Annotated in this window: 9 protein-coding genes; 7 read left to right on the top strand and 2 right to left on the bottom strand. The window is 71.3% G+C overall.

Translation table 11 applies throughout. The annotated features are described in order from the left end of the window. Positions 1-19 precede the first annotated feature (19 nt). Positions 20-1,006 carry a UDP-glucose 4-epimerase GalE gene (gene galE, locus ACF1G2_RS07495; RefSeq protein WP_391797352.1) on the top strand — a complete coding sequence of 329 codons (987 nt, stop codon included), beginning with the start codon at positions 20-22 and terminating at the stop codon, positions 1,004-1,006. 97 nt (positions 1,007-1,103) lie between these two features. Here galE and ACF1G2_RS07500 read toward each other — a convergent pair whose 3' ends face one another. Beyond that, positions 1,104-2,285, bottom strand: a complete 1,182-nt coding sequence (locus tag ACF1G2_RS07500) for a glycosyltransferase (protein ID WP_391797353.1) — start codon at positions 2,283-2,285, stop codon at positions 1,104-1,106. Further along, positions 2,282-5,131, bottom strand: coding sequence for a CDP-glycerol glycerophosphotransferase family protein (locus tag ACF1G2_RS07505; RefSeq protein WP_391797354.1), 2,850 nt, complete (start codon positions 5,129-5,131; stop codon positions 2,282-2,284). Before ACF1G2_RS07505 ends, ACF1G2_RS07500 begins: the two co-directional genes overlap by 4 nt. A 423-nt stretch (positions 5,132-5,554) precedes the next feature. On the opposite strand from ACF1G2_RS07505, the gene ACF1G2_RS07510 reads away from it, so the two are divergent. The 6 genes from ACF1G2_RS07510 to ACF1G2_RS07535 all read left to right on the top strand — a co-directional run bounded on the left by ACF1G2_RS07510 (position 5,555) and on the right by ACF1G2_RS07535 (position 12,889). After that, positions 5,555-8,050 carry a YfhO family protein gene (locus ACF1G2_RS07510; protein ID WP_391797583.1) on the top strand — a complete coding sequence of 832 codons (2,496 nt, stop codon included), beginning with the start codon at positions 5,555-5,557 and terminating at the stop codon, positions 8,048-8,050. After that, complete coding sequence (locus tag ACF1G2_RS07515; protein ID WP_391797355.1) at positions 8,047-9,063, top strand: glycosyltransferase family 2 protein; 1,017 nt, start codon at positions 8,047-8,049, stop codon at positions 9,061-9,063. The genes ACF1G2_RS07510 and ACF1G2_RS07515 overlap by 4 nt, the downstream gene beginning before the upstream one ends. Continuing rightward, positions 9,063-9,509, top strand: a complete 447-nt coding sequence (locus ACF1G2_RS07520) for a GtrA family protein (RefSeq protein ID WP_391797356.1) — start codon at positions 9,063-9,065, stop codon at positions 9,507-9,509. The genes ACF1G2_RS07515 and ACF1G2_RS07520 overlap by 1 nt, the downstream gene beginning before the upstream one ends. A gap of 214 nt (positions 9,510-9,723) precedes the next feature. Then, entirely contained in the window at positions 9,724-10,851 is a 1,128-nt protein-coding gene (gene proB / locus ACF1G2_RS07525) for a glutamate 5-kinase (RefSeq protein ID WP_391797357.1), read from the top strand. A gap of 166 nt (positions 10,852-11,017) precedes the next feature. Further along, a complete protein-coding gene (locus tag ACF1G2_RS07530) occupies positions 11,018-11,497 on the top strand; it encodes a hypothetical protein (RefSeq protein ID WP_352187868.1) in 480 nt (159 codons plus the stop codon). A gap of 108 nt (positions 11,498-11,605) precedes the next feature. Further along, on the top strand, positions 11,606-12,889 hold the full coding sequence (locus ACF1G2_RS07535) for a glutamate-5-semialdehyde dehydrogenase (RefSeq protein ID WP_391797358.1): 1,284 nt from the start codon (positions 11,606-11,608) through the stop codon (positions 12,887-12,889). Positions 12,890-12,921: the final 32 nt, after the last annotated feature.

Below are 12,921 nucleotides of genomic sequence, written 5' to 3' on the forward strand. Positions count from 1 at the left end.
CGAAAGGGATTTGGGCGTTATGACCTATCTGATCACCGGTGGCGCCGGATACATCGGCTCGCACGTGGTCCGCGCCATGACGCAGGCGGGGGAGCGGGTCGTCGTCCTCGACGACCTGTCCACGGGCTACGCGGCGCGGGTCCCGGAGGGCGTTCCCCTGGTGGTCGGTTCGACCCTGGACCGTGACGTGCTCGACCGGACCATCGCCGAGCACGGTGTCACGGGCGTGGTCCACCTCGCCGCGAAGAAGCAGGTCGGCGAGTCCGTCGAGCAGCCGCTCCACTACTACCGCGAGAACGTGCTGGGCCTCACCGTCCTCCTCGAGGCCGTGGCCGCCGGCGGCGTGCGCAACTTCCTCTTCTCCTCCTCGGCCGCCGTCTACGGCATGCCCGACGTCGACCTCGTCACCGAGGAGACGCCCTGCCTGCCGCTGAGCCCGTACGGCGAGACCAAGCTCGCCGGCGAGTGGCTGGTCCGCGCGGCCGGCAAGGCCCACGGCATCTCGACCGCCTGCCTGCGCTACTTCAACGTGGCGGGCGCCGCGACCCCCGAGCTGGCCGACACCGGAGTCTTCAACCTGGTCCCGATGGTCTTCGAGCGGCTCGACGCCGGTGAGGCCCCGCGGATCTTCGGCGACGACTACGCGACCCCGGACGGCACCTGTGTCCGCGACTACATCCACGTCGAGGACCTGGCCGACGCGCACCTCGTGGCCGCGCGGAAGCTCGCCGAGTGGGCCGCCGCCGGCGAGCCGCGCGATCTGACGGTCAACATCGGCCGTGGCGAGGGCGTCTCCGTCACCGAGATGATCGACCTGATCAACGAGATCACCGGCCACTCCGGCACCCCGCTCGTCACCCCGCGTCGCCCCGGCGACCCGGCCCGGGTCGTCGCCTCCGCCGACCGCATCGCGGCGGAGCTCGGCTGGAAGGCCCGCCACGACGTCCGCGACATGATCGACTCCGCCTGGGCGGGCTGGGTCGCCCGCCGGGGCGCCTCCGCCTGATCCGGCGCCGACACCCGGTACGAAGGGAGGACCGCCGGTCACCGGCGGTCCTCCTTTTCGTCGTCGAGGGCCCCTCGCGTCTCCGGCCCCGCGTCTCCTAGCGGTCCAGCAGCGCGAAGAGGTACTCCCAGCGCGCCACGATCTCGTCCGTCGAATACCGCTGGATGTCGACGCGGGCCCGCTCGCCCATCCGGTCGCGCAGCTCCTTGTCGGAGATCAGCTCGTCCAGCCTGCGCGCGAACTCACCCGTGTTGCCGGGCGGTACCACCAGACCGTTCTCACCGTGCTCGATGATCTCGCGGACCCCCGGGGCCACGTCGAAGGCGACACAGGGCACGCCCGTCGCCATCGCCTCCATCAGCGTGAGGGGCAGGCCTTCGCCCCGCGAGGAGAGCGCGAAGAGCGACGCGCCCCGCAGGGCGCCCGGCACGTCGTCCGTACGCCCCATCCACGCGACGGAGCCGGCCAGCCCGAGCCGTTCCGACTGCGCCTTCAGCGCGGCCTCCTCGTCGCCGGAGCCGTAGATCCGCAGGACCCAGTCCGGATGCCGGGGCGCGACCTCGGACCAGGCGTCCAGGAGCAGGTCGACGCCCTTCTCCTCGTGCAGCCGGGCGATGCCGACGACCGCCTTCGCGGTGCGCGGGGAGGGCTCGTCGGGGAAGAACGGCAGCGGGTTCGGCATGGCGCCGACGTGGTCGAAGCGCTGCCGGATCCACAGGTCCGCGTCCTCGCGCGTCAGTGTCAGCATCCGGTCGACGTCCTGGTAGTACCGCTTGACCCGCTGGAAGCGCGACGAGGCACGGCACGTCTGGAAGGACTCGTGGCTCATGCCGATCACCCGCAGCCCCGTGGTGTCCGCGAGGGCCACCCACTCCATCGCCCAGACCTGCGTCACGACGACGACGGAGCCCGGGCGCACGGCGCGCAGGATCTCCGTGAGCTTCGCCGCCTCCCTGCGCATGCCCGACGCGCGCGAGGCCCTGCGCCGCCGCTCGACCAGGTCGAGCCTGCCCCTGACGCCGCGACGAGGCTTCAGGACCGGCGGATGGGCGTCGTACAGCGTCGTCGTCCGGTAGGGCAGACCGTCCCCGAGGTCGGCCCGCCGCTCCTCGGGGGCGGGGACGATGCCGACCACGTGGACCGCGTGGCCGCGCTCGCTGAAGAGCCGGGCCATCTGGTGCGACCAGCTGGTGATCCCGCCGACCTCGTCGACGCTGTTGGAGACGAGGACGATGTCCCTGGTCGTCGTCCTGGTCGCTGTCTGCATCGTGTCGGTCATCGACGGCTCCACCCGGAGAAGAACTTCTGGACGATCGAGCGCGCGGCGTCGCCCTGGTCGTACTCGCCGAACTCGGCCACGAAGCGCTTGCGCGCGTCGCAGTACTCCCGGCCCTCGGACTCGAGGTTCCGCAGCGAGGCGTACAGCTCGTCCTCCGTGCGGAGGACCGGTCCCGGCGCGTGCTCCAGCAGGTCGAAGTACGTCCCGCGATCCTCGTGGACGTACGCCTCGTAGTCGTACGTGAAGAAGAGCATCGGCCGGTCGAGCAGCGCGTAGTCGAACATCACGGAGGAGTAGTCCGTGATCAGCGCGTCGGCGAGCTCCATCAGCGGCATCACGTCGTGCTCGGAGGAGACGTCGACGACCTTGCCCTCCACGTCGGGCGGCAGCACCACGTGGTTGAAGTAGTGGGCCCGCACCAGCAGCACGTAGCGGTCGCCGAACTCCTCGGCGAAGCGCTCCACGTCGAAGGGGAGCGCGAAGCGGCCGGCCTTGCCCGCGGTGCGGAAGGTCGGCGCGTACAGCAGCACGGTCCTGTCCGCGGGGATGCCGAGCTTCTCGGCGAGCGGGCCGCGCACCCGGCGACCCGCCTCCTCCTCGCGCCGGCGGGCCCGGACCAGCACGTCGTTGCGCGGGTAGCCGGAGCGCAGCAGCGTCCGCTCCTGCAGCCGGAAGGCCTTGGCGAGGGTGCGTACGTCGTGCTCCGACCGGACCAGGAAGTGGTCGAAGCGGTCGAGGTGGGTCTGCTGGGCCTCCTGCTGCTGCCTGGTCTGCGCCTTGAGCAGCGGCTGGTCGAACCCCATCTTCTTGAGCGCCGAGCCGTGCCAGGTCTGGATGTACGTCGTCTCGGGCCGTTTGGCCAGCTTCAGCGGATAGCTCTGGTTGTCGATCCAGAACTCGGCACGGGCCAGCGCCTTGAGGTACGGCAGTGACCAGCGGCGTACGAGCTGGGCGCCCTCGGGGAAGTCCCGGGGTGTTCCGGCGTACGACCAGACCGCGTGGAAGTCCAGGCCCTGGCGGCGCATCTCCTCGTAGATCGCGCGGGGGCTGTCGCTGTACTGCTTGCCCAACTGGCTCTCGAAGACGACCGTCCGCTTCCTCACGGGCAGCCGGCTGTACACCTCGTGGTACACGCGCAGCTTCGTCTCGCCGGAAGTGAGGGTCTTGCGCAGCGCCTTGGCCCGGCGCAGGCCGGACTTGGCGAGCTGCCCCGGCTTCCCCCGCAGGCCGCGCTGGACGAACTCCTCGATCCGGTCGCTGTCGCCCTTGGATGAGACGAGCCGGAAGGCGAGATGGCCCTTGGCGGTGGGGTGGGGCTCCATCCGGTCGCCCACCAGGCGGGTCAGCCGTGGTGTGACCGGGAGCGCCCCGCCGCCCAGGTCGTGCCGGTCGACGGTGAGCCGGGTCCGGGTGGGCACGCCGTTGGCCCGGAGGACGACGCGGACGTCCCACACCGGGTCGATGACGCCGAGGGGACGGAGCGTCGAGCCGATGTCGGCCTCGGTCTCCCAGTGGACCGTCTCGCCGTCGTGGCGGAGCGAGGTGACGGGGAAGAGGTACGTCCGCAGGCTGCGGCGGCGGGCACGGAACTCCAGCTCGGCGGTGAGGGTGTCCCCGGGCGCCACGATCCCCAGCGGGTTGGTGATCCGGCCGGCGAGGCGTGCGGTGCCGCCGGACTCCGTGTAGGAGGTGAGTTCGTTGCGCAGGAACAGCTTGCCGATCGGCTTCTGGTGGTAGCCGAGTTCGGTCACGTCGAGCACCTCGCGGCCGAACGCGTCGTCGAGGTGCTCGGCGCACCAGTAGACCCGGCCGTCGCGCCGGGCGAGCGGTGAGGAGACCTTGTCGCGGTGGATCAGCGTGTCCACGGCGGGCAGCAGGTTCTCCCAGTCGCCCTTCTCCAGGAGGTACGCGCAGATCGCCTGGATCTTGGCCGCCCTGCCGTACGCCTCGCGGTCGAGGCCCTGGAGGTACGGCCGGGTCAGCTCGGCGAACTCGCGGCGGTAGGCCTCGTCCCGGAACGGAAGATCACGCAGATGGAGGACGAGGTCGTGCTTGAGGAACTTGACGTCCTTGGCGGCCCGGAGCTCCTCCAGGCCGTGCCGGTCGAGGAGCGCGTCGATCCGGCGGTGGATCTCCAGCCGGTGGCGGTAGTTCACCATCTCGTGGCGGCTGTTGGTGACCGACTTGACCTCGGCCTGCTCGTAGACGTGCCAGAAGTAGACCTGGTTGGGGATGAGGGTGATCCTCTTCGCCGCGAGGTAGGCGTCGGCGACGAACATCAGGTCCTCGTAGAACATCCCCTTGGGGAAGCGGAGTCCGTTGTCGAGGAGGAAGCCGCGGCGGTAGCACTTGTTCGTGGAGAGCGTGTCCCAGACGAACAGGTCGGGCAGCTCGGTGACGGACTCCAGGGTGCGGGTCGCCGAGTAGAGCCACGGGTACCACTCGTTGCGCTTCTCGTGCGCGGTGTCCTTGGTGAGGCGCACGCACAGGCCCGAGACGAGGTCGGCGCCGGTCTCCTCGGCGGCCGCGACCATGTTGCGGCAGGCGTTGCGCTCCAGGACGTCGTCGCTGTCCAGGAACATCACGTACCGGCCTCGCGCGTGTCCGATGCCGACGTTGCGCGGCTCTCCGCCCGCGCCGCTGTTCTCCGGCAGCCGGTAGGCCCGTACCCGCTCCGGCTGGGCGGCTGCCAGCTCCTGGGCGACCTCGAAGGTGCGGTCCCCGCTGCAGTCGTCGACGATCACGACCTCGACGCTCCGCAGTGTCTGGTCCAACACCGATCGCACGGCCGTAGGGAGACGCTCCGCGTCGTTGTAGGCGATGACGATCACTGAGACGTCAGGCACTGGCACCTCGATCCATTTTCGTGCGCAGGCCGCCTCGACGGCACCTCGCGTTCACTTTCCGACGGTCCGATGGGGTGGGAGGCGTCCGGGTGGGGGTCCGCGCCCGGATGACGGGGCGCTCCGCGATCGGATTCGTCGATTTTTAAGGGGCAACCCTATCGGCTCCGTCCTCTTCCAAGAGAAGTGTGCGCATCGGGTCATAACCTGTTTGTGCATAAATGGACGAGGGAAAGTGACGGGCCGTTCGAATGTCGACCAGGAGTTCGGAATTCAGGGATGTCCGCCGTGCTGAATCCCTCGCTTGAGAAGGGCGCCGGCCGGCGAGGAGACGATTCCTCTCCAGGGCTGACACGGACCGGACCGGCGCTCTCCGGAGACCTCAGGGCGCGGCGGACCGCGCCCTGCTTCGCCGCCGTGACCGCCATGGCGGCGTACTGCCTCGCCATGGCCGTGCACGGTACCTATCCCTTCGGCGGCAGATCCCGCGCGGTGAACGACCTCGGCAATCAGTTCGTGCCGTTCCACGCGCACCTCCGGGACCTGATGCACGGCGAAGCCCATGGCGACCTCTTCTTCAATTGGGCCAGCGGATACGGCACGCCCTTTCTCGCCGACTTCTTCACCTATCTGATGAACCCGTTCTCGTGGCTGGTCGGGATCTTCCCGCGGCACAGCGTCGAGTTCCCCGTCTTTCTGGTGACGCTGCTCAGCGTCGGTCTCGCCGCCGCGCTCATGACCGTCTTTCTCGGCCGGCTCCACGAGGGAAGTCCCTGGCTGCGCGCGCTGCTCTCGGTCGGATTCGGACTGAGTGCCTGGATGGTCTCGGACGGATTCTCCGACCCCATGTGGATGTGGGGGCTCGTCGCCCTCCCGCTCCTCGGCATCGCCTACGACTGGTGCCTGCGCCGCCGCCGCTGGGTGACCGGCGCGCTCCTCGTGACCGTCTGCTGGGCCGGCAACTTCTACACCGCCGCGATGGCCACCATCGGCATGGCCCTGATCCTGCTGGTACGGGTGCTGCTGGACGGGCGGCCCGTGGCGGAGCGGCTGCGCGTGGTGGCGCGGGCCGTCTCCATGACCGGCGCCGGGATCCTGCTCGCCGCGCCCGTGCTGACCGTCGGCCTCAAGGCCAGCAAGCTCTCCCAGCCCGCCCCCGAGGCCGTCTACCAGGGCCCGCCCGCGCCCCTCGACTACCTGGCGCACCTGATCCCGGGCGGTCTCGTCGGGCGGGTGCCGCACATCTCCGTCGGCATGCTCGCCCTGCTCCTCGTCGCCACCTACCCCTTCGTCCGCCGCGCGCCGGGCAGGGAGCGGGTCGCCTGGCTCGCCCTGGTCGCGCTGATGGCCTGCTCCCTGGTCTGGAAGCCCACGATCCTGCTCTGGCACGGACTGGCCATGCCGAACGGCAGCCCCTACCGCGCCTCGATCGCCCTCACGGCCGTGCTGGTCTGCGTGGCCTGGCTGGCGCTCGCCCGGCGGCCCCGCCTCCCCGAACTGCTCCGCGGCGGCGCCCTGGTGCTCGTCCTGGTCCTGAGCGTGAGCACCACCGCGTACATGGTGACGGGGCCCTGGATCCTCGCCGCCGGCGGCCTCGTCCTCCTCGGTCTGCTCCTCGCGCTGGACCGCTTCCGAGGCGACCGCCGCGTGCGCCGCGGCCTCACGGTGGCCCTGGCCGGGGCCGTCTTCCTCTCCTCCTCGTACACGGTCCTGTCCACGACACGGATCCGCGACGCCATCGAGTGGTGGAAGCCCAAGCGCACCTTCGACAGCCAGGCGCTCGCCGCGTACGGGCAGTTGAAGGCGGCGGACGCGTGGCCCGCGAGCCGTACCGACCCCGGCCCGCACTCGTTCGCCTCCAACGACCCGATGCTGCTCGCCGGGCAGGGCGGCGGCTACTACAGCAGCTACCTCCCGGCGGTCACCGCCGACGCCCTGCACCGGCTCGGCGCCGGCTGGTACATCCAGGGGCGCCACACGCGCAGCTTCGACGACCCGGTCGGCCGCGCCGTCATGGGCGTGAGCACCTACCTCGAACCGGACGCCGGACCCGACGGCTTCGTCCGGCGCTCGGCCCTCGCCCCTCCCGTCGTCACCCTGCGGCCCGCCGGCACGCCCCTCGACGGGACCGTCCGCGACGTCTCGCTCTTCTCCCGCCAGGAACGGGTGATGGGCGCGCGTCTCTACGAGGTGCCCAGGCTCGCCCGCGGCGGCGGTGGCCCCCGGCCGGTCCCGGGTCGCGGCTGGCCACTCGGCGCGGACGGAGCGGACGCGGCCGGGACGTCCTTCACCGCCGTCTGCGCCCCCGGCTCGGAGGCGTACTGGTACGCGCCCTGGCTGCGCGGCCGGGTCGACGCCCTCGGCACGACCCTCCGGCCCGCCGGCAGGTACCCCATGACCAGCAACCCGCTGTACCGACTCGGGACCGTCCCCGCCGACGGCCGGGTCGCGGTCAGGGTCCGCTCGGCGCAGCGCCAGTACATCCCGGAGAGCCCCGTCGGCTGCCTCGACCGCGCCGCGCTCGACCGGACCGTGCGGCAGCTGCGCGCCACCGGCCCCGGCCGCGTGGACTCCTCCGGCCACGGCATCGGCGCCGCCTTCGCGCCCGGTACGGCAGGGACCGCGGTCCTCTCCGTGCCCGCCGTCCCCGGCTGGCTGTGCGCCGTCGACGGCGGCCCGGCGCGTGTGCCGCGCACGCTCGGCGGCCTGATCGCCGTGGAACTCGGCGACGGCGCCTCGCGGCTCGCCTGTTCCTACCGCACCCCCGGGCTGCGGCTCGGGCTCGCGGCGAGCGGTGCGGCCGCGGCGCTGCTGCTCGCCGTGACCGCCGCCCACCTGCTCCGTACACGCACCGCCGGTTCGTCTCGTACCGACCACCCGTCCCGTAGATCGCGCTCGTCGTTCAGGAGCCAACGTTCATGATCAAGTTGTCCGTCGTTGTCCCCTGCTACAACGAGGAAGCGGTGATCGACCAGTTCGACGCCCGCATCCGTGAGGTGCTGGGCGCCCTGCCCGTCACGTACGAGATCTGCTACGTCGACGACGGCAGCGGGGACGGCACCTTCCTCCGGCTGCGCGCCATCGCGGCCGAGTTCGAGAAGGAGACCCGCTACGTCTCCTTCAGCCGGAACTTCGGCAAGGAGGCCGCCATGCTCGCCGGGCTCCGCGAGGCCACCGGCGACGCCGTCGTGATCATGGACGCGGACCTCCAGCATCCGCCGGAGCTCATCCAGCGGATGCTCGAACTCCACGAGCTGGGCCACGAGCAGATCATCGCCCGGCGCACCCGCGAGGGCGACAAGAAGCTCCGCAGCGCCCTGAGCCGGCTCTACTACCGCGGTGTCAACAAGTGGATCGACGTCGAACTGACCGACGGCGTCGGCGACTTCCGCCTGCTCTCCCGCGCGGCCGTGGACGCGCTGCTGTCGCTCCCCGAGTACAACCGCTTCTCCAAGGGGCTCTTCTCCTGGATCGGCTTCGACACCGTCACCTTCGACTACCAGAACGCCGCGCGCGAGGCGGGCGAGACGAAGTGGAAGTTCAGCTCCCTGCTCAACTACGGCATGGACGGGCTGATCTCCTTCAACAACCGTCCCCTGCGCATCGCCATCTGGCTCGGTCTCACGCTCACCGGTCTCGCCGCGCTGTACGCGATCTGGATCGTCGTGGCCGCCCTGACCCAGGGCGTCAGTGCCCCGGGTTATGTCACCCTCGTCGCGATCATCGTCGGGCTCGGCGGCGTACAGATGATCATGCTGGGACTGATCGGCGAGTACATCGGCCGGATCTACTACGAGACCAAGCGCCGGCCGCACTTCCTCGTCAAGGAGACCGACCGCTCCACGAGGCGCCGCCCCATCGCCGGCAGTGCCTACGCCGCGGGCCGCCGCGACGGCAGCCGCACCCGCGTCGCGGCGACCGAACGGGAGATGTGATGCGCGGTCAGCTCGGACAGATCGTCCGCTTCGGCGTGGTGGGCGCAATCAACACGGGGACGTTCTACGGCTGCTACCTGCTGCTGCACCCCTGGATGCCGTACTTCGCCGCGTACTCCCTCGCCTTCGTGCTCAGCATGGTCGGCTCGTTCTTCCTGAACACCTACTTCACCTACCGCACCCGCCCCACCTGGAAGAAGTTCGCGCTCTTCCCGCTCACCAACCTCACCAACTACCTGGTGCAGAGCGTCGGCCTGTACGCGCTGGTGACGTGGGCCGGGATGGACGACCGGATCGCGCCGCTGGTCGCGGCCGTCGTCGCCATCCCGTTCACCTACCTGCTGGCGAAGAAGATCCTCGTGCCCGGGGGCCGGAAGGCACAGGCGGGCGCCGCGGGCCCCGCCGGTGACGCGGGCGTCGGGTCGGACTCCGTCGCCAGCCGGTGACGACGGGCCGGGCGGCGCCGCGTGACCGTCACGCGTACGCGCCCCCGGCAGGTTCCGCCGCGCCGCCGGCAGGTTCCGCCGCGCCGCCGGCAGGTTCCGCCGCGTGCCGCCCGGCCGTTCCACTCAGCGGAATGGACGGGCGCCGTCCGTCCCCGCTCGCGTAGATTGCCTGGCAGACATCGGAATGAGGGCGACGCAGGTGACGGCGGTACAGGTGACAGAGGCAAGGCAGTTCGTGAAGGAAGCCCGCAGGATCGTCGTCAAGGTCGGCTCCTCCTCGCTCACCACCGCCTCCGGCGGCCTGGACGCCGACCGGGTCGACGCCCTCGTCGACGTCCTCGCCACGGTCCGCAGCGGCGGCGAGAAGGAGATCGTGCTGGTCTCCTCCGGCGCCATCGCCGCCGGTCTCGCCCCGCTCGGCCTCACCCGCCGGCCCAAGGACCTCGCCCGCCAGCAGGCCGCCGCCAGCGTCGGCCAGGGCCTGCTCGTCGCCCGCTACACCGCCTCCTTCGCCCGCTACGGCGTACGCGTCGGGCAGGTGCTGCTCACCACCGACGACACCAGCCGGCGCGCGCACTACCGCAACGCCTACCGGACCCTCGACCAGCTCCTCGCCATGGGCGCCCTGCCGGTCGTCAACGAGAACGACACCGTCGCCACGGACGAGATCCGCTTCGGCGACAACGACCGGCTCGCCGCCCTCGTCGCCCATCTCGTCCGAGCCGACCTGCTCGTCCTGCTCTCGGACGTCGACGGGCTCTACGACGGCGACCCCGCCAAGCCGGGATCCGCGCGGATCGCGGAGGTGGCGGGCCCCGGGGACATCGCACACGTCGAGATCGGCTCCGCCGGAAAGGCGGGGGTCGGCACCGGCGGCATGGTCACCAAGGTCGAGGCCGCCCGGATCGCCGCCGCCGCCGGCATCCCCGTCGTCCTCACCTCCGCCGTCCGCGCCGCCGACGCCCTCTCCGGCCGCGACACCGGTACGTACTTCCACCGCACCGGCCGCCGCTCCGCCGACCGGCTGCTCTGGCTCGCCCACGCCTCCACCCCGCAGGGTCACCTGACCCTGGACGAGGGCGCGGTACGGGCCGTCGTCCAGGGCAAGAAGTCGCTCCTCGCGGCCGGAATCGCCTCCGTGGAAGGGGAGTTCGTGGCCGGCGACCCGGTCGAGCTGCGCGACACCGACGGCCGCGCCGTCGCCCGCGGCCTCGTCAACTTCGACGCCAAGGAGATCCCCCGGATGCTCGGCCGCTCCACGCCCGAGCTCGCCAGGGAGCTCGGCCCGGAGTACGAGCGGGAGGTCGTGCACCGCGACGATCTGGTCGTCGTCCGCCCCTGACGGGCCGCTGCGTGAGAGCCGTGTGGAGAAACGGCCGAAAGACCGGCCATCCGGTAGGGACCTTTACCAAAACCGCCCCGGACGCCGCCTCGGGCTGGTCAACTTTGTCTCGGGGACAAGACAAGGGCGGGGTACAGCACCACACGCATCAATCAGGAGGCCGCCGGTGAGACGAGCGCGCCCAGGGGCACCGCCCCGCGGGACTGCCGAACGCGCCCTGACCAGTGTCGAGGCCGGAGCCGACTTCGACGAGGGACAGGACACCGACACAGCTGGGACACGCGTCGAGGAGCGACCGGTGGTCGCCTCGAAGCTCTGGCACATCACCCTCAGCGTCTCGGGCGCCGAGGCCCCGCTGAAGGAGGTCAGGCGCGGCCTCGAACAGCTGGCCCACGACCATCCCTTCCTGCTGACCAGCCGCTATGCCAATGATCACGCCGAGATCCGGTACTGGGAAGAGGCCCGTGACCTGCACGATGCCGCCGCGGTCGCGCTGCGGCTGTGGGGCGAGCACCGGCAGAGCGCCAAGCTGCCGCCCTGGGAGATCGTCGGCCTGGAGGTCATCGACCGCGAGACCTACCACCAGCGCATCGCCGAGGGCTACGGCCCCCCGCCGGCCGCCCCGGTGGGCGTCCACCCGTACTGAGACCGGCGTCACCGCGGCCCACGCGGCCACCGAGACGGCCGTCTCGGAGTGCGGGATGCGAACGGCATTCGTGAGGGATGTCCGCAGAGGTGCCAGTACCCTGCGGGCATGACCTCGCTCACGCCCCTCGACAACCTGTCCCCGGTCGCCCGGGCCGCCTACCGCGCCCGCGCCGCCGCCGCCGAAATCGCGCCACTTCCGCGCGCGGCCAAGGACGACGCCCTGCTGGCGATCGCGGACGCCCTCGAGGTCCGCACCGCCGAGATCGTCGAGGCGAACGCCGAGGACATCGCCCGTGCCCGGGAGGCCGGCACCAGCGAGTCGATCATCGACCGGCTCACCCTCACCCCGGAGCGGGTCCGAGCCATCGCCGCCGACGTGCGCGACGTCGCCGCCCTGCCCGACCCGGTCGGCGAGGTCGTCCGCGGCTCGACCCTCCCCAACGGCATCGACCTGCGCCAGGTCCGCGTCCCCCTCGGTGTCGTCGGCATCATCTACGAGGCCCGTCCCAACGTGACCGTGGACGCCGCCGCCCTCTGCCTCAAGGCCGGAAACGCCGTCCTCCTGCGCGGCTCGTCCTCCGCCTACTCCTCCAACACCGCCCTGGTGAAGGTCCTGCGCGACGCCGTCGGCGGCGCGGGACTGCCCGCCGACGCCGTCCAGCTCGTCCCCGGCGAGTCCCGCGACTCGGTACGGGAGCTGATGCGCGCCCGCGGCCTGGTCGACGTCCTCATCCCGCGCGGCGGCGCCTCCCTGATCCGTACCGTCGTCGAGGAGTCCACCGTCCCGGTCATCGAGACCGGCACCGGAAACTGCCACGTCTACGTGGACGCCCAGGCCGACCTCGACATGGCCGTCGACATCCTGATCAACTCCAAGGCGCAGCGCCCCAGCGTCTGCAACGCCGCCGAGACCCTCCTCGTTCACCGGGACATCGCGGACGCCTTCCTGCCCCGCGCCCTGGCCGCCCTCGCGGACGCCGGGGTCACCGTCCACGCCGACGAGCGGGTCCTCGCCCAGGCCGAGGGCTCCAAGGCCACCGTCGTCCCCGCGACCCCGGAGGACTGGGAGACCGAGTACCTCTCCTACGACATCGCCGCCGCCGTCGTCGACTCCCTCGACAAGGCCGTCGAACACATCCGGCTCTGGTCCTCCGGCCACACCGAGGCGATCGTCACCACCTCGCAGGCCGCCGCCCGCCGCTTCACCCAGCTGGTCGACTCCACGACGGTCGCCGTCAACGCGTCCACCCGTTTCACCGACGGGAGCCAGTTCGGCTTCGGGGCCGAGATCGGCATCTCGACCCAGAAACTCCACGCCCGTGGGCCGATGGGCCTGCCGGAGCTGACCTCGACGAAGTACATCGTCACCGGCGACGGCCACACGCGCTGACCTCCGAATCCCCCGATCGGCCCCGCCCCCGC

It is taken from the genome of Streptomyces sp. NPDC013457 (assembly GCF_043089925.1).
Taxonomy (GTDB): Bacteria; Actinomycetota; Actinomycetes; order Streptomycetales; family Streptomycetaceae; genus Streptomyces.